Raw genomic sequence first — 16,805 nt, forward strand, 5'->3', positions numbered from 1 at the left:
ACCGACCCCACCTCCACCGAAAGGACCACATGATGATCGCAGCCTCCACCTTCCCGCTGAAACAGCGCGCCGCAGCGGTGCTGCTGGCCACCCTGGCGGCACTGTCCGGCGCCGCCAGCGCGGCCGATCCGGCCCCGGCCGCCGCCGCGCCCACGCCCGCCCTCGACTGGACCAACAGCGGCAACGTCTCGCTGGTGTCGGACTACCTGTTCCGTGGCGTCTCGCAAAGCCAGGGCAAGCCGACCGCCCAGGCCACCTTGGACTTCGTCCACGTCAGCGGCTTCTACCTGGGCCTGTTCGGCTCGGGCGTCTCGCACGCCGCCTACAACAACGGCGGCGGCGCCGAGATCGACGTCTACGGCGGCTACCGCCACACGCTCAACGACAGCAGCAACATCGACGCCGGCCTGGTCACCTACTGGTATCCCGGCGCGCACTACGCGGCCGGCGGCGAGGACATCAAGTACCACACCCAGGACGCCAAGCTGGGCGTCAACGTCGGCAGCTTCAACGCCTACGGCTGGGTCACCTTGAGCAAGCGCTGGTTCGGCTTCGCCGTCGATCCGTACAGCGGCAAGCTGGTCGACACGCGCGGCACCTTGTACGGCGAGGTCAACTGGAATCCGGAGCTGGCGCCGGGCCTGACGCTCAATCTGCACGCCGGCAAGCAGAACGTGCGCAACCTGGCCGCCTTCAACTACGTCGACGCCAAGGTCGGCGTGACCAAGACCTGGGACGGCTGGGCCGTGGCGGCGGCGGCGGTCTACAACAGCGGCGACGCCAGCAAGAACGGCACGCCGCTGTGGACCTTCTTCGACGCCGACGGCAGCGGCCGCAACGTGGTCAAGACGCGCCTGCAGGTGGTCGCGACGCGCAATTTTTAAGCGCGCGGACCAGTGGGATGCCGGCTCAACCCCGTAAGAAAAGGGGGCAGACCCCGTCCGGGGTCTGACCCCGACCGTAGCGGATCGGGGTGCGGGGTTGCAGCGGGCATCCCCCGCCAACCCGGTTTTATGAGAGACTCGAAAACAGAGCCGTGGCGCCACAGCCGACGGCCGGGAGGCAGCAACGATGAGCAGTTTCGCACATAGCGTGGGCAGCCGGACCTACCAGTTCCGCGACCTGAAGGATTTGATGGCCAAGGCCAGCCCGGCCCGTTCCGGCGACTACCTGGCCGGCCTGGCGGCGGCCAGCGCCGAGGAGCGCGTGGCGGCGCAGATGGCGCTGGCCGAGTTGCCGCTGACGGTGTTCCTCAACCAGCTGCTGGTGCCCTACGAGGACGACGAGGTGAGCCGCCTGATCATCGACGAGCACGACAAGGCGGCCTTCGCCCGCATCGCCCACCTCACCGTCGGCGACTTCCGCAACTGGCTGCTGGGCGACGCCGTCGACGAGCTGGTGCTGGCCGCCGTGGCGCCCGGCGTCACGCCGGAGATGGCGGCGGCGGTGTCGAAGATCATGCGCATCCAGGACCTGATCCTGGTGGCCAAGAAGTGCCGCGTGGTGACGCGCTTCCGCAACACCATCGGCCTGGCCGGCCGCATGTCGACCCGGCTGCAGCCGAACCACCCGACCGACGACGCCAGCGGCATCGCCGCCAGCGTGCTCGACGGCCTGTTGTACGGCAGCGGCGACGCCGTCATCGGCATCAACCCGGCCACCGACAACGTGCCGCAGGTGGTGCGCATCGTCAGCATGCTCGACGAGATCATCGCCCGCTACGGCATTCCCACCCAGTCCTGCGTGCTGACCCACGTCACCAACACCATCGCCGCCATCGAGCGCGGCGCGCCGGTCGACCTGGTGTTCCAGTCGATCGCCGGCACCGAGGCGGCCAACGCCAGCTTCGGCATCAACCTGGCGCTGCTAGCCGAGTCGCGCCAGGCCGCGCTGTCGCTGGGCCGCGGCACGGTGGGCGACAACGTGATGTACTTCGAGACGGGGCAGGGCAGCGCGCTGTCGGCCAACGCCCACCACGGCGTCGACCAGCAAACCTGCGAGGTGCGCGCCTACGCCGTGGCGCGCAAGTTCAAGCCGTTGCTGGTCAACTCGGTGGTCGGCTTCATCGGCCCCGAGTACCTGTACGACGGCAAGCAGATCATCCGCGCCGGCCTGGAGGACCACTTCTGCGCCAAGCTGCTCGGCCTGCCGATGGGCTGCGACGTCTGCTACACCAACCACGCCGAGGCCGACCAGAACGACATGGACATCCTGCTGACCCTGTTGGGCACGGCCGGCTGCACCTTCGTCATGGGCATCCCCGGCTCGGACGACATCATGCTCAACTACCAGACCACCTCCTTCCACGACGCCCTGTATGCGCGCCGCGTGCTGGGCCTGCAGCCGGCGCCGGAGTTCGCCGCCTGGCTCAAGGAGATGGAGATCTTCACCCGCGACGACTACGTCACGCTGGGCACGGCGCTGCCGCCGGCCTTCCACAACGCCCTGCTGCGGCTGGCCTGAGGAGGCGGACGGCATGAGCCAACACGACAAGGACAACACGGACCAGCAGAACCACCTGGACCGGCAGGGCCAGCAGAGCCAGCGGGAGCGCGCGGCGGCGCGCGACGAGGTGGTGACGGCCAACCCCTGGCAAGCGCTGCGCCGGTTCACGGCGGCGCGCATCGCGCTGGGGCGCAGCGGCGTGAGCCTGCCGACGGCGCCGCAGCTGGACTTCCAGCTGGCCCACGCGCGCGCGCGCGACGCGGTGCACCTGCCGCTCGACCACGCCGCGCTGGCCGCCGCGCTGACGGCCGCCTGCGGCCTGCCCTGCCTGGCGCTGCACAGCGCGGCGCAGAACCGCCACGTCTACCTGCAGCGGCCCGACCTGGGACGGCGCCTGGACGAGGCCTCGCGCCGCCTGCTGCAGGCGCACGGCAGGGCAGCAGGGCGGGATGGCGAGCAAGGACCGCGCGGCGAGCCAGGGCCCGGCCGGGACGATGCGGCGGCGGCGGCAGGGCGGCCATCGTCGGGCCAGCCGGTGGCCGAGGACCGGCGCAGCGGCGCGGCGGCGGCATCGGTTTCGGCCGGCGCCGGCTACGACCTCGCCTTCGTCATCGCCGACGGCCTGTCGGCGCTGGCCATCGAGCAGAACGCGCTGCCCTTCCTGCGCGTGATGCTGGCGCGGCTGGCCGCCGAGCAGTGGTCGCTGGCGCCGTTGGCGCTGGTCGACCAGGGCCGGGTGGCGGTGGGCGACGAGGTCGGCCAGCTGCTCGGCGCGCGCGCCGTGGTGGTGCTGGTGGGCGAGCGGCCCGGCCTCAGCTCGCCCGACAGCATGGGCCTGTACCTGACCTGGGCGCCGCAGGTGGGCCTGACCGACGCCAGCCGCAACTGCATCTCCAACGTGCGCCCGGCCGGCCTGCGCTACGAGGAGGCCGCCTACAAGCTGCACTACCTGCTCGAGCAGTCGCGCCTGCGCCAACTGTCCGGCGTGGCGCTGAAGGATGAAACGGGCGGCGCCGACGGCGCGCTCGCCGCGCCGCAGCGCAACTTCCTGCTCGACCTGGACTGAGCCCACCCCGCCCCCCAAATCGACCACGGCCGGGGTCCGACCCCGTACGGGGTCAGACCCCTTTCTTACGGGTTTAGGCCCGCGCCGGAAGAGCTTGCGCGCGCGCCCGACTGCCCGCACAATGCTAGGCCGCGCGCCGCGCGGCCCGTCCACCCCACCCGTATGAGAGAGCACCCATGAGCCGAACCGGCCGCCTGTTCCAGCTGATGGATGCGCTGCGCGGCTACCGCCGCCCGGTCACGGCGGCGCGCCTGGCCGAGCAGCTCGGCGTGTCCGAGCGCACCATCTACCGCGACATCCAAACCCTGGCCGGCATGGGCGCGCCGGTCGAGGGCGAGGCCGGCGTCGGCTACCTGCTCAAGAGCGGCTTCTTCCTGCCGCCGCTGATGTTCGGCGCCGACGAACTCGAGGCGCTGGTGCTGGGCGCGCGCTGGGTGCGCCGCCAGGGCGACGAGGCGCTGGCCCGGGCGGCCAGCAACGCGCTGGCCAAGATCGCCGCCGCCACCCCCAAGGCCTGCGCGACGACATGGCCGAGACCAGCCTGTGGGTGCCGCTCGGCCTGCTGCCCAGCGACGCCAGCGACCAGTTCGTCCGCCCCGTGCGCGAGGCGATCCGCCACCAGCACCGCCTGCGCATCGGCTACTGCGACGAGAACGGCAACGCCTCCGAGCGCTACGTCTGGCCGTTCGCGCTGGCCTTCCTGGAGGGCCGCCGTTTGCTCGCCGCCTGGTGCGAGTTGCGCGCCGCCAACCGCCACTTCCGCATCGACCGCATCGCCAGCGTCGAGTCGACCGGACACCGCTATCCGGCGCGCCGCCACGAGCTGCTCAAGGTCTGGCGCGTCGAGCAAAACATCGGCGAAGACTCCTGACAGAAACTGACAGCGGCGCGGCTTACGATGGACTCCTCACTGACCCACCGGAGTCCACAAAATGCGCCTATTCCACCACCCCGTTTCGTCCAACGCCCGCCGCGTGTTGATGACCGCCATCGCCCTCGACTTCCCGCTGGAGCTGAGCGAAGTCAACCTGATGAGCGAGGAGGACCGCCGCCGCCTGGTCGAACTGAACCCCAACAGCAAAATCCCGGTGCTGCAGGACGGCGACTTCCTGCTGTGGGAGTCCTGCGCCATCATGCAATACCTGGCCGACAAAACGCCGGGCCAGACCCTCTACCCGCAGGACTTGCGCACCCGCGCCGACATCAACCGCTGGATGTTCTGGGCCTGCCAGCACTTCTCGCCGGCGCTCAGCGTGCTGACCTGGGAACGCATCTGGAAGGGCATGGTCGGCGCCGGCCCGGCCGACCCGGTGGAATTGGCCCGTGGCGAGCAAGATATTGCCGAATATGCTACTGTTCTCGACGGACATCTTGCCCAGCGCCAATGGATCATCGGCGACAGCCTCAGCCTGGCCGATTTCGCCGTGGCGGCGCCGCTGATGTACCTGGAGCAGGCCAAGCTGCCGCTCGCCGAGTACGCCAACATCATGGCCTGGTTCGGCCGCGTGCAGCAGCTCGATGCCTGGAAGAAGACCATCCCGGTCTGGTAAGCAGTCATTTTCGCCTGTGTTAGTTGGCGCACAGAAGGCGGCGCGCAAAGTTCGTATAGTGGGGTTGTCTCTTTCAGGAGATCCCTAGTTTTGGACTTTGCCCGCCCCCAGCGGGCTTTTTTTTTGCCCGTCCCGCGCGCCTCGATTCGACAACCGATGGAGATAGTATGCAAGACGCAACATCAACCGTGACGACGGCGGCGCCCGCCGTGGCCCGGCCGCCCGCCGCTCAACCCGCCGATCGCCCCGCCGGCCAACCCGCCTATCAGCGCTTCCTGCGCATGTGGCACTGCGCGCCGCTGGACGAGCCGGAACCGCCGCCGCAGCGCGCCGCCGTACCGACCCTGCAGCAGCAGGAGGAGGCCGCCGACGGCGGTCTCGGCCGGGCGCGAACGCGCGCCTGCGCCGCCGCCCGGCGCTTCGCCCGTCTGCTCGGCAACATCTCCGCCTCGCCCCGTTTCGCCTGATTCCGCCTCCCCGCTTCTCACCTCATCGTCCGCCCCGCTTTTCCGTTCCTCCCGCCATTGCTACCGCGTCGCCCCGTCCCCCAGTGTGACAATTCGCGTATATTCGCGCGGGCCGTTCGCGTATATTTATTTCCGAATTGAATGATTGCCGCTTGTGTATGACGACTTCGTCCGCGCCACCGGCCCTGTTCGCCTTCCCTGTCCCGCCACTTCTAGCCCGGAATCCACCACCATGAGCAACGACGTCTCCTTCTACCTGAACGGCAAGCTGGTCCAACTGCACAACCCCTCGCCCGATCTGCTGCTGATCGACTATTTGCGCTCGCCCGAGGTGGCGCTGGCCGGGCCGAAGAAGCCCTGCGGCCAGGGCGGCTGCGGCGGCTGCACGGTGATCCTGTCGCACTGGGACGGCGAGCAGCCGCAGCACCGCGCCATCAACTCCTGCCTGCGGCCGGTGTGCGCGCTGGGCGGCCAGGTGGTCACCACGGTCGAGGGCACGGGCGCCGTGCGCAAGCCGAATCCCGAGTTCCTGCTGCACGCCGCCACCGCCTCGCGCGGCGGCGCGGCCATTGGCCTGGCGCCGGCGCCGGCGCTGGCCGAGGCGCAGCAGCAGGCGCAGGACAAGCGCGCCCAGGTGGCCGAGGCGGTGGCGCTGGCGCGCGACCTGCCGCAGAGCGGCGCCAGCCTGCAGCTGCGCGCCGTGGCCGAGCACCCGTCCGAGGTCGAGCACGCCGGCATGAACCCGGTGGCGCACCGGCTGGCGCTCAACAACGGCAGCCAGTGCGGCTACTGCAGCGTGGGCTTCGTGATGAACATGTCCGAGTTCATCGTCAACCATCCGCAGGCCACCAAGAAGGAGATCGAGGACAGCTTCGACGGCAACATCTGCCGCTGCACCGGCTACCGCGCCATCCTCACCGGCATGAAGACCTTCGCCTCCGACTGGACCGCCGAGGACGAGAAGCACCGCATGAAATGCCTGGAGGACGACGGCTGCGCCGCCCAGCTGCCGGCCAACGTGGCGATCCCCTTCCCGCCACGGGCGCGCGGCCCGGCCCAGCCGGTCAGCGCCCACGGCGGCGGGCAGAGCTGGCGCACCCCGCTCACGCTCGACGAGTTGGCCCAGCTGATGCACGGCGCGCGCGGCAGCCGCCTGCGCCTGGTGCACGGCAACACCTCGTTCGGCATCTACAAGGACGAGTTCGCGCCGACCAGGCTGTTCGCCGACATCCGCCTGATCGCCGAGCTGAACGAGGCCAGCCGCGTCGAGGGCGGCGAGCTGCGCGTCGCCGCCGGCATCGACTACAACGCCCTGATCGCCGTGCTGGGCGCGCAGATGAAGCTGCACTGCTGCGACGAGACCAGCAGCCTGGCCGCCGTCCAGTTCATGGCGCGCCGCACCGCCGGGCGCATCGTGCGCAACGCCGCCTCGCTGGGCGGCAACACCATGCTGGTGCTGGCCCACATGGCCGCCGGCAGCGGCGAACCCTTCCCGTCCGACGCGTTGACGGCGCTGGCGGCCACCGGCGCGCGGGTGGAATACCTGCACCTCGACGGCGCCGGCCATTTCCACCAGCACGTGCACAGCGTGGCCGAACTGGTGCAGCGCGTGCTCGACCATCCGGCGCTGCTCGACGAGATCGTGCTGCGCGCCTTCCTGCTGGCGCTGCCGGCCGAGAACCAGGTGGTGCTGGCGCAGAAGGTGGCGCTGCGCGAGGTCAACGCGCACAGCATCGTCAACGCCTGCACCGCGCTGACCTTCGGCGACGGCGCCAGCGTCGACCAGGCCGCGCTGGTGTTCGGCGGCATCGCGCCGTATCCGTGGCACGCTAGCGCCACCGAGGCCGCGCTGCGCGGCCAAACCCTGGCGCTGGACCAGCTGCCGGCGCTGTCGGCCGTGCTGGAACAGGAGGTGCGCGCCGAGCTGCAGTTGTGGGCGGCGCGCATGCACGGCCTGCCCAGCGAGGGCTTCACCGACGAGTACCGCGTCCAGCTGGCGCTGGCCTTCTTCTACAAGGCGGTGGTCAACGCGCTGCCGCAGCGCGGCGTCGAGGTGCCGCCGCAGATCGCCTCCAGCGGCGAGATCACCTGGGGCAAATGGCCGGTCAGCGACGGCCGCCAGCACTACGCCACGCAGGACTTCAAGCGCCCGGTGGCGCAGCCCTACATCAAGATCACCGCGATGTACCAGGCCTCCGGCCAGCTGCACTACACGCAGGAGCTGGCGGCGCCGCCGCGCACCCTCAACGCCGCCTTCGTGCAGAGCAAGCGGGCGCTGGGCAACTACCACTTCGCCGTGCCGGGCCAGGCCGGCGCCGCCACCCTGGCCGAGCTGCGCGAGCACCTGGGCCGGCACGACGCCAACTTCGTCGACCTGATCACCCACCACAACATCAAGAACGGCGGCATCAACCTGCAGGGCATGGGCATGGACCAGCCGCTGTTGGCCGAGCAGATGGTCAGCTACGTCGGCCAAGCCATCGCGCTGGTGCTGGCCGACACCGAGCAGCAGGCCGCCGCCCTGGCCGAGTACGTGACGGCGCACTGCGTCGGCTACACCGACGTCGACTGGCCGGCGCCGTGGAACCGCCCGGTCACCACGCTGGAGGACGCCATCCGCATCGGCAGCGTGTTCCCCGACTCGCCCAAGTCGGCCAGCTACGTTTCGCACATCTGGAAGATCACCCGGCCCGGCAGCAACTTCGACTGGACCAGCGCCAAGCAGCCGCTCGACCGCGACATCGTGGTGCGCGACACGGCCATCGGCGGCGCCGGCTGCCTGGTGGTGGAGAGCTCGCAGCTCAACGGCGGCCAGGTGCACTTCTACATGGAGACCCAGGCGGTGATCGCCGAGCCGGGCGACCAGGGCCGCATCACCATCCGCCCCTCGACGCAGAGCCCGATGGAGATGCACCAGACCACGGCGATGGCGCTGGGCGTGGCCTACCACCAGGTCGACGTCAAGGTGGTCTCGGTCGGCGGCGCCTTCGGCGGCAAGACCGAGCCGACCCGCTTCGTGGTCGGCCCGGCGGCGGTGGCGGCCAAGGCGGTCAAGCGGCCGGTGCGCCTGGCCATGCCGCGCGACCAGGACACCGGCATGATCGGCAAGCGCCACGCCTTCTACGGCCAGTACCAGATCGCCGTCGACCAGGGGCCTGCAGAACCCGGCCGACAAGGGCATCATCCGTGGCTTCCAGACCAAAATGTGGGGCGACGGCGGCGCCTTCTACGACTGCTCCTTCATCGTCTCGAACTGCATCCAGCTGCGCGCCGACAACGCCTACCGCGTCGCCAACTTCGAGAACCAGATCGACGTCTGCCGCACCAACACCGCGCCCAGCACCGCCTTCCGCGCCTTCGGCGACGTGCAGGGCAAGAACATCATCGAGAACGCGGTGGACGACGCCGCCTTCGCCCTCGGCATGTCGGCCGAGGAGATGCGCGAGAAGAACCTGTACGAGCGCGGCGACGTCACGCCCTTCGGCCAGGCGCTGTCCTACTGCTACATGCGGCAGGTGTGGGACTACCTGAAGGAGGTCTGCAAGTACGAGGAGAAGAAGGCGGCGGTGGAGGAGTTCAACCGCAACAACACCTGGCGCAAGCGCGGCCTGGCGCTGGTGCCGGTCAAGTACGGCTCCGGCTACAACTGGCAGCAGCTCGAGCAGGCCGCCGCCATCGTGGTGGTCAACCAGGCCGACGGCACGCTGGTGATCCACCAGGGCGGCGTCGAGATGGGGCAGGCTGGCGACCCAGGTGCTGCAGGTGGCGGCGTATGTGATGGGCATCCCGATGGACCTGATCCACGTCGAGGGGCCGCGCACCAGCATCACGCCCAACCCGACCAGCAGCGGCGCCTCCACCGGCACGCCGTACAACTGCGAGGCGGTCAAGCAGACCTGCCAGGGCCTGCGCGGCCGGCTGTTGGAGTTCGCCTACCAGCAGCGCAACGACAACGGCAACCAGTGGTGCGTCGACCAGGGCATCGATTTCTGGAACCACGGCGAGCAGGGCTGGGCGGCCACCGTCACCAACGCCCAGGGCCGCACGGCGCTGATCTGGCAGAACCTGATCCAGCTGGCCTACGCCAAGCGGGTCAACCTGATCGCCAGCTTCACCGCCAAGATCCGTGGCGGCGGCGTGCAGATCCCCTGCATGACCTTCAAGCCGCAGGACCAGCAGCCCAACCCCTACGGCATCGAGCGCGACGCCACGGCGGTGCTGGGCGGCGGGGTCGACTCCTTCGTCGGCTTCACCTATTCGGCGGCCTGCTCGGTGAGCGAGGTCGACGTGCTGACCGGCGAGGTGAAGATCATCAGCTCGGACATCGTCTACGACATCGGCTGGAGCCTGAACCCGGCGATCGACGTCGGCCAGGTCGAGGGCGCCTTCGTGCAGGGCGTCGGCTATCTGCTCACCGAGAAGCTGGTGTTCGAGCAGGAGGGCGAGGAACAGGGCCGGCTCAACACCACCAACACCTGGCGCTACAAGGTGCCGGCCACCACCTGCATCCCGCTGGAGATGAACGTCCACCTGTTCCCGCGCAACGCCAAGTCGGTGGCCGGCATTCCGGACGACCCGCACGACATCTTCTCGTCCAAGGAGGTGGGCGAGCCGCCGCTGGTGTTGGCCAACAGCGTGTTCTTCGCGGTCAAGGCGGCGGTGCGCGCCTCGCGGCTGGAGCGCGGCCTGGACGGCCTGTTCCGCCTCGACGCGCCGGCCACGGTGCAGGAGGTGCGCCGCGCCTGCGAGGTGGCCACGGCCGATCTGAAGTAGGTTCTTGCCAAGGCGCCGGGGACGCGGCTAAAGGGTCAGACCCTAGGGTCTGACCCTGAGTCGGCGCCGCTCGATGGTGTGGACTACAGCATCAGCACGGCGAACAGCGACTTCACCTCTTCGGCCGATTCGGCCATGATCTCGTGCAGCGTGCCCTCGCCGACCACGAAGTCGATGGTGCGCGCCGCCTGCGGCGTGGTGGCGCCGGGCCGCTCGTGCAGCGGCGACGGGATCGGCGCCAGGTCGTTGGCCAGCAGCAGGGTGTCGCCCAGCGTCTCGGGCGGCAGCGCGCGCATGCCGTGCCACAGCGCCTCGACCGAGGCCTGCACCGCCTCGGGGATGACCAGTTTGGCGAACACGCCACGGCCGATGGCCACCTCGCCGTGCTCGACCCAATCCTCCGGCTCGCCGTCCATGATGCCCGGGTAGGCGCCGGCCTGCGACAGCATGTAGAAGCCGGCCACCTCGTGGACGATGCCGGCGAACAGCGCCGTGTCCGGGTCGACCCGGGTGACGCGGCGGGCGATCACCTGGGCCAGCGCGGCGACGTGGGCGGTGTGCTGCCACAACTGGGTCGCCTTGGCCTGCAGGGCCGGGTCGGTGATCTGGCTGCCGATCTGCCGCACGATCAGCGCCGCCACCAGCGACTGCAGGGTGCGCACGCCGAGGCGCTGCACGGCCGAACGCACGTTGGTGATCTCGTTGCCGGAACGGTTGTAGGCGACCGAGTTGGCGATCGCCACGGCGCGCGCCGACAGCAGCGGGTCGGCCTGGATCAGCTTGACGGCGGCCTCGCTGTGGCAGTCGGGGTCGTTCAACGCCTGTTGCAGTTTGATGGAGGCGCTCACGTTGCTGGGGAACGTCAGTTCTCCCCGGCTCGCTTGAGCGGCGATGTGTTGAAAGGCGGCTAGTCTGTCCATTGAAAAAATTATACTCGCAATATTGCCGTGCAGAATTTTTTTAAATGTTGCTTTATACATTGGACGTCCCGAGGGGCGCGCCGGCCTTACCCGCAGAAAAAGGGGTCAGACCCCGTACGGGGTCTGACCCCGTGGCGCATCGGGTTGCGGGGTAAAAACCTGGCTAGCTCAGGCCTCGCGGAAGATGGCGTCGCAGCCGTCCTGGGTGCCGTCGGTGTCCTCCAGTTCGTCGACCAGGCCGAGGTCGAACAGCTCCTCGATCGCGTTGATGTAGCTGTTGGGCTTGGTCGCGCCGATCAGGCGGTAGATCTGGCCGTCCTCGTTGCGGATGCCGATCAGCAGTTTTTCCTGGCGCACGATGTCCGGGGTGCTGACGTTGAGCAACAGGTTGCCGATGATGTGTTTGTCGAATTTCGCGGGCGTCATGCCCTCGAGCAGAGTCGTTTTCAAATGATTTCCTTGGTTGTGTCGAGAATGGGTGGCGGGCCGCCGGCCGATATCACCTGTTTGAGTCCGGCCAGGGTGTGTTCCAGGGCGGCGAAGTCGTCTTCGCTGTAGTGGGCGAACACCTGGCTGCCCATCGCTATCACCTGCGGAAACACTTCCCGGAAGGTCTGTTCGCCGGCGGCGGTGAGGCGGATGAAGTAGGAGCGCTTGTCGTCGACGCTGCGCTCGCGCTCCACCAGCCCCTTGTGCTCCAGCCGGTCGATCACGCCGGTCAGCGTGCCCTTGGTGATCAGGGTCTTGTCGCCCAGCTCCTTGTACGTCATGCCGGCCGTGTTGCCCAGCGTGGCGATGATGTCGAACTGGGCGTGCGTCAGGCCGCAACGACGCACGTGTTCGCCCGACAGGCGCTCAAAACCCTGTATGCATTCGGCCAACAGCCGGATACTTTTCAAATATCGTTCACCCATAGGCATGATTATAGCCGTCCGGCCGCCAGCCGCCGGATGGTTCGCCATTTTCGCCACGGCCGGGTACTATATGCCGTGCGCCAATTAGTTGGCAGTTTATCTATCCGCTGCGAGATCCCCTTTTCATGCCCCACCACCTACGCGGTATTGCCGCTCTGCTCGTCGTCACTCTCGTTTGGGGCACCACCTTTCCCGCCATGAAGGACATGACCGGCAGCCTGTCGGCCAACTGGATCGTGCTGGTGCGCTTCGCCCTGGCCAGCCTGCTGCTGTCGCCCTTCCTGTGGCGCGCCCGCCGCGCCGACCTGGTGCAGGGCGCGCTGGTCGGCGTAGTGCTGTTCGTCTGCTACGTCTGCCAGATCGAGGGCTTGGCGCTGACCAGTTCCAACCGCAACGCCTTCGTCACCGGACTCAACGTGCTGGTGGTGCCGCTGCTGGGCGTGCTGGCCGGCCGCGCGCCGGAGCGCCGCATCGTCGTCGCCCTGCTGCTGGCGCTGGCCGGCCTGTTCGCGCTGTGCTGGGACGGCGGCCTGAGCTGGGGGCGCGGCGACACCCTGGCGCTGGTGGCGGCGCTGTGCTTCGGCGTCTACGTCAAGATGATGGAGGGCGCCACCCGCAAGGTCGACAAGCTGATGACCTTGACGGCGGCGCAGATCGTCACCGTGGCGCTGTGCGCGGCGCTGTGGCTGGCCGTCAAGGAGGTGCCGGACGGCGCCGCCGCCGCCCACTACTGGGCCGGCGTGGCCGAGGCGCTGCGCCAGTACTCGACCAACCTGGTCTACCTGGGCGTGGTGGCCACCGCCGCCATCATCTCGCTGCAGACCTGGGGCCAGAGCCACAGCACGGCCAACGAGGCGGCCGTGATCTACGCCTTCGAGCCGGGCTGCGCCGCCATCTTCGCCTACTTCTGGCTCAACGAGACGCTGGCCTGGACCGGCCTGCTGGGCGCCGCCCTGTTGATCTCCGGTATGATAGTGAGCCAGTGGAGCACCGAGCGCCCGTCCGCCGCGCTGGCGCCGGAATGAGGCCGCGCGCCGCCGCAGTGGCTCTCCCAACGACAACCATGCCCCCAGTCCCACGCCCGACCGATGTCCTTCGCTAATCTTTCCCGCCTCGCCCAAGAGCGGCCGCTGCGCATGCTGTTGGTCAACGCCGGCGAGGCCGACGCCCTGACCTGGGCCGGCCTGGTGCAGCCGCTGCGCCGCGCCGCCGCCATCCTCGGCCCGGACCTGTTGCGGCTCGACGTGCGCACGCCGGCCGAGGCGCTGCTGGGCCAGCCCGGCTGGCACCTGGCCCTGCTGGTGGCCGACGAGACGCAGGCGGCGCCGCCGCCCGAGCTGTGCCGCGCCGTCATCGAGCGCTGCCGCTCGGCGCAGTTCTGGGGCGGCGTCGGCGCCGCCGTGCTGTGGCTGGCCGACGCCGGCGTGATGGGCGGCGTGCGCGTCGCCCTGCCGTGGGCGCTGTACGCCGACACCGAGGAGATCAGCGACCGCGCCATCCTCACCCCCCACCTGTTCGAGATCGACGGCCGCCACCTGAGCTGCTGCGGCGGCGCCGCCAGCATCGACTTCGCGCTGACCCTGGTCGAGTGTCTGTTCGGCGCCACGGTGCAGGCCAACATCAAGGAGGCCCTGTGCGTCGAGCGCGTGCGCGGCCACGAGGAGCGCCAGCGGGTCGCCCTGCAGGCCCGCTTCGGCGCGCTGCAACCCAAGCTGTCCGAGGCCGTCACGCTGATGGAGGCCAACATCGAGGAGCCGCTGTCGACCGACGACATCGCCAACCTGGTCGGCCTGTCGCGCCGCCAGCTCGAGCGCCTGTTCAAGCAATACCTGGGCAGCCTGCCGTCGCGCTACTACCTGGAGCTGCGCCTGCAACGGGCGCGCCAGTTGCTGCTCGACACCAACAATTCCATCGTGCAAGTGGGGCTGATGTGTGGCTTCTCGTCCGGCTCGCACTTCTCCACCGCCTTCGGCGCGCTGTTCGGCAACACCCCGCGCGAAGAACGCCAGCGCAAGCTGATGCCGCCGGCCGCCTGACCCGACCCGACCCGACCCGGCCCAGCCCCGGCTTGGCGGCGGCGCCGGCGCCGGCCCGGCGTGGCCGAAGCGGCAAGCTTGCCCGCCGGTCAAAAATGAAAATCCTTGTCGCAGTTAGAAAAGAGTTTTAGCATCCCGCTTTTTATAATGTGTACACCAGTCGGCTGTTGCGCCGCCACCGTACCTAACTTGATCGGAAATGCCATGAATGCCAAGCTTGATTCGACCGTGACCACACGTCCCGTGACCCGTCAGACCTTCGACGAGGTGCTGGTGCCGACCTACGCGCCGGCCGCCATGGTGCCGGTGCGCGCCGCCGGCCTGGACCTGTGGGACCAGAACGGCAAGCACTACCTCGACTTCACCTCGGGCATCGCGGTCACCGCGCTGGGTCATTGCAATCCGCTGGTGGTCGAGGCGCTGACCAAGCAGGCCAACACGCTGTGGCATCTGGGCAACGGTTACACCAACGAGCCGGTGCTGCGCCTGGCCTGCGCGCTGACCGAGGCGACCTTCGCCGACCGCGCCTTCTTCTGCAACTCCGGCGCCGAAGCCAACGAGGCCGCCCTCAAGCTGGCGCGCAAGCACGCCCACACCAAGTTCGGCGCGCACAAGTCGCGCATCGTCTCCTGCTTCCACTCCTTCCACGGCCGCACCCTGTTCACCGTGTCGGTCGGCGGCCAGTCCAAGTACACCGAGGGCTTCGAGCCGCTGCCACCGTCGATCGACCACATTCCGTACAACGACATCGAAGCGGCCCGTTCGGCCATCGGCGACGACGTTTGCGCCGTGGTGGTCGAGCCTATCCAGGGCGAGGGCGGCGTGGTGCCGGGCGACGTCGCCTTCCTGAAGGAACTGCGCGCGCTGTGCGACAAGACCGGCGCCGTGCTGATCTTCGACGAAGTCCAATCCGGCATGGGCCGCACCGGCGAGCTGTTCGCCTACATGGGCTGCGGCGTCACGCCGGACGTGCTGACCGCCGCCAAGGCGCTGGGCAACGGCTACCCGATCGGCGCCATGCTGACCACCGAGGAACTGGCCAAGACCCTGTCGGTCGGCACCCACGGCACCACCTACGGCGGCAACCCGCTGGCCGCCACGGTGGCGCTGACCGTGCTCGACACGATCAACCAGCCGGCCTTCCTGGCCCGCGTCAAGGAAGCCAGCGCCAAGCTGGTGGCCACGCTGAACCAGATCGTCGCCGACTACCCGCAGGTGTTCACCCTGGTGCGCGGCCAAGGCCTGCTGCTCGGCATGGTGGTGGCGGAGGCCTTCAAGGGCCGCTCGAAGGACATCCAGAAGGCCGCCGAGGCGCAGGGCCTGATGGTGCTGATCGCCGGCACCGAGGTGCTGCGTCTGGCGCCGGCGCTGATCGTCTCCGACGCGCAGATCGCCGAGTTCGACGGCCTGATGCGCGCCGCCCTCGACGGCCTGACCAAGGCCGCCTGAGAGGCCGGCTGAGAAGCCGTTTGACACCGCCCGCGCCGCCTGGTCGGCGCGGGCCATCCGCCCCGCCGCGTTCGCGGCGGGGCGGCATTTGCTATTGATCGCATTGAAGGAGCTCACATGTACGTTGTCCGTCCGGTAGAACTAGCGGATATTGCTGCCCTCGAAGCGCTGGCCGCAGTGACCATGCCGGGTGTCCACACCTTGCCCAAGACGCGCGACAAGATCGCCGAGGCGGTCGAGCGTTCGCTGGCCTCGTTCGCCGCGCATGTCGACATCCCGAGCGAGGAATCGTACCTGTTCGTGCTCGAATCGCTGGACAGCGGCGGCAGCGGCAGCATCGTCGGCACCGCCGCGATCTACGCCTCGGCCGGCTCGAACGGCACCTATTTCTCCTTCCGCAACGACGTCATCCAGCAGGTCTCGCGCGACCTCAACATCAGCCACAGCGTGCACGCGCTGACCCTGTGCTCCGAGCTGACGGCCTGCTCGCAACTGTCCAGCTTCTACGTCGCCGAGCAGGAGCAGGCCGGCCCCGAGGCGGCGCTGCTGTCGCGCGCCCGTTTGCTGTACGCCGTGCTGGCGCCGCAGCGCTTCGGCGACCGCTTCTTCGTGCCGCTGGCCGGCATCACCGACGCCGCCGGCGGTTCGCCGTTCTGGGACGCGCTGGGCCGCAAATTCTTCCAAATGGACTTCCTCGACGCCGAGCGCGTCATCGGCGGCGCGCGCAACCGCACGCTGATCGTCGAGCTGATGCCGCACTACCCGGTCTACGTGCCGCTGCTGCCGGGCGACGCCCAGGCGGCCATGGGCCAGATCCACCCGTCCGGCGAACTGGCCTTCAACCTGCTGACGGCCGAGGGCTTCGAGGCCGACGACTATATCGACATCTTCGACGGCGGCCCCATCCTGCAGGCCAACAAGAACGCGCTGCGCACCTTCAACGGCGCCATGCAGCGCCGCGTCGAGACGGCGGCGCCCGAGCGCACCGCCGTGCCGCGGGTGAGCTACGCCATCGCCGTCGCCTCGGAGCAGAACTTCCGCGCCGTGGTGGCCGAGTGCGCCCCGGTCGAGGCCGGCGTCGGCGTCAGCCTGTCGAAGGATGTGCAGGAGGCGCTGCAGGTCGCCGAGGGCGACACCGTCATCTGCGTGCGCCTGTGACGGCGCGCGCGCGAACTTTTACTCAAG

13 protein-coding genes and 3 pseudogenes are annotated in these 16,805 nt (G+C 69.1%); 13 read left to right on the forward strand and 3 right to left on the reverse strand.

Annotated features, from left to right (window positions below):
* Positions 1 to 29 precede the first annotated feature (29 nt).
* The 9 genes and pseudogenes from QC826_RS00275 (at position 30) to QC826_RS00310 (ending at position 10,301) form a co-directional block, all read left to right on the forward strand.
* A complete protein-coding gene (locus tag QC826_RS00275) occupies positions 30 to 884 on the forward strand; it encodes a TorF family putative porin (protein WP_279763897.1) in 855 nt (284 codons plus the stop codon).
* 187 nt (positions 885 to 1,071) lie between these two features.
* Positions 1,072 to 2,463: an ethanolamine ammonia-lyase subunit EutB gene (locus QC826_RS00280; RefSeq protein WP_279763898.1), complete on the forward strand. Its 1,392-nt coding sequence runs from the start codon at positions 1,072 to 1,074 to the stop codon at positions 2,461 to 2,463.
* Between the two features lie 13 nt (positions 2,464 to 2,476).
* Positions 2,477 to 3,511, forward strand: coding sequence for an ethanolamine ammonia-lyase subunit EutC (locus QC826_RS00285; RefSeq protein WP_279763899.1), 1,035 nt, complete (start codon positions 2,477 to 2,479; stop codon positions 3,509 to 3,511).
* Between the two features lie 176 nt (positions 3,512 to 3,687).
* Positions 3,688 to 4,382 (forward strand): annotated as a pseudogene (locus QC826_RS31480) (helix-turn-helix transcriptional regulator).
* Between the two features lie 61 nt (positions 4,383 to 4,443).
* On the forward strand, positions 4,444 to 5,061 hold the full coding sequence (locus tag QC826_RS00295) for a glutathione S-transferase family protein (protein ID WP_279763900.1): 618 nt from the start codon (positions 4,444 to 4,446) through the stop codon (positions 5,059 to 5,061).
* A 167-nt stretch (positions 5,062 to 5,228) separates the two neighbouring features.
* Entirely contained in the window at positions 5,229 to 5,528 is a 300-nt protein-coding gene (locus QC826_RS00300; protein ID WP_279763901.1) for a hypothetical protein, read from the forward strand.
* Positions 5,529 to 6,264: 736 nt separating this feature from the next.
* Positions 6,265 to 8,664: pseudogene (locus tag QC826_RS00305) on the forward strand (molybdopterin cofactor-binding domain-containing protein); the annotation flags it as partial.
* A gap of 67 nt (positions 8,665 to 8,731) precedes the next feature.
* Positions 8,732 to 9,211, forward strand: a pseudogene (locus tag QC826_RS31485) (molybdopterin cofactor-binding domain-containing protein); the annotation flags it as partial.
* Positions 9,212 to 9,281: 70 nt separating this feature from the next.
* Complete coding sequence (locus QC826_RS00310) at positions 9,282 to 10,301, forward strand: molybdopterin cofactor-binding domain-containing protein (RefSeq protein WP_409567743.1); 1,020 nt, start codon at positions 9,282 to 9,284, stop codon at positions 10,299 to 10,301.
* Positions 10,302 to 10,384: 83 nt separating this feature from the next.
* On the opposite strand, the gene QC826_RS00315 is transcribed toward QC826_RS00310, so the two are convergent.
* The 3 genes from QC826_RS00315 to QC826_RS00325 form a co-directional block, all read right to left on the reverse strand.
* The gene (locus tag QC826_RS00315; RefSeq protein WP_099418008.1) at positions 10,385 to 11,221 is read right to left on the reverse strand and encodes an HDOD domain-containing protein; all 837 of its coding nucleotides are present in this window, start codon (positions 11,219 to 11,221) and stop codon (positions 10,385 to 10,387) included.
* Between the two features lie 168 nt (positions 11,222 to 11,389).
* Entirely contained in the window at positions 11,390 to 11,671 is a 282-nt protein-coding gene (locus QC826_RS00320; protein WP_093389119.1) for a hypothetical protein, read from the reverse strand.
* Complete coding sequence (locus QC826_RS00325; protein WP_279766345.1) at positions 11,668 to 12,135, reverse strand: MarR family winged helix-turn-helix transcriptional regulator; 468 nt, start codon at positions 12,133 to 12,135, stop codon at positions 11,668 to 11,670. The genes QC826_RS00320 and QC826_RS00325 overlap by 4 nt, the downstream gene beginning before the upstream one ends.
* A 125-nt stretch (positions 12,136 to 12,260) precedes the next feature.
* On the opposite strand from QC826_RS00325, the gene QC826_RS00330 reads away from it, so the two are divergent.
* From QC826_RS00330 to QC826_RS00345, 4 genes are all read left to right on the forward strand, one after another.
* A complete protein-coding gene (locus tag QC826_RS00330) occupies positions 12,261 to 13,160 on the forward strand; it encodes a DMT family transporter (RefSeq protein WP_279763904.1) in 900 nt (299 codons plus the stop codon).
* 63 nt (positions 13,161 to 13,223) lie between these two features.
* Positions 13,224 to 14,171, forward strand: a complete 948-nt coding sequence (locus tag QC826_RS00335; protein WP_279763905.1) for a GlxA family transcriptional regulator — start codon at positions 13,224 to 13,226, stop codon at positions 14,169 to 14,171.
* 228 nt (positions 14,172 to 14,399) lie between these two features.
* Entirely contained in the window at positions 14,400 to 15,620 is a 1,221-nt protein-coding gene (gene astC, locus QC826_RS00340) for an acetylornithine/succinylornithine family transaminase (RefSeq protein WP_279763906.1), read from the forward strand.
* Positions 15,621 to 15,737: 117 nt separating this feature from the next.
* Positions 15,738 to 16,778 carry an arginine N-succinyltransferase gene (locus QC826_RS00345; protein ID WP_093389114.1) on the forward strand — a complete coding sequence of 347 codons (1,041 nt, stop codon included), beginning with the start codon at positions 15,738 to 15,740 and terminating at the stop codon, positions 16,776 to 16,778.
* The last annotated feature ends 27 nt before the right edge of the window (positions 16,779 to 16,805 follow it).

Source organism: Rugamonas sp. DEMB1 (assembly GCF_029834475.1).
GTDB lineage: Bacteria > Pseudomonadota > Gammaproteobacteria > Burkholderiales > Burkholderiaceae_D > Rugamonas > Rugamonas rubra.

Excerpts from the sequence above, each read along its gene's own strand:
- QC826_RS00315 (WP_099418008.1), bottom strand. The coding sequence starts at position 11,221 with ATGGACAGACTAGCCGCCTTTCAACACATCGCCGCTCAAGCGAGCCGG.
- QC826_RS00330 (WP_279763904.1), top strand. The coding sequence starts at position 12,261 with ATGCCCCACCACCTACGCGGTATTGCCGCTCTGCTCGTCGTCACTCTC.
- QC826_RS00295 (WP_279763900.1), top strand. The coding sequence starts at position 4,444 with ATGCGCCTATTCCACCACCCCGTTTCGTCCAACGCCCGCCGCGTGTTG.
- QC826_RS00300 (WP_279763901.1), top strand. The coding sequence starts at position 5,229 with ATGCAAGACGCAACATCAACCGTGACGACGGCGGCGCCCGCCGTGGCC.
- QC826_RS00285 (WP_279763899.1), top strand. The coding sequence starts at position 2,477 with ATGAGCCAACACGACAAGGACAACACGGACCAGCAGAACCACCTGGAC.
- QC826_RS00280 (WP_279763898.1), top strand. The coding sequence starts at position 1,072 with ATGAGCAGTTTCGCACATAGCGTGGGCAGCCGGACCTACCAGTTCCGC.
- QC826_RS00325 (WP_279766345.1), bottom strand. The coding sequence starts at position 12,135 with ATGGGTGAACGATATTTGAAAAGTATCCGGCTGTTGGCCGAATGCATA.
- QC826_RS00275 (WP_279763897.1), top strand. The coding sequence starts at position 30 with ATGATGATCGCAGCCTCCACCTTCCCGCTGAAACAGCGCGCCGCAGCG.
- QC826_RS00345 (WP_093389114.1), top strand. The coding sequence starts at position 15,738 with ATGTACGTTGTCCGTCCGGTAGAACTAGCGGATATTGCTGCCCTCGAA.
- QC826_RS00335 (WP_279763905.1), top strand. The coding sequence starts at position 13,224 with ATGTCCTTCGCTAATCTTTCCCGCCTCGCCCAAGAGCGGCCGCTGCGC.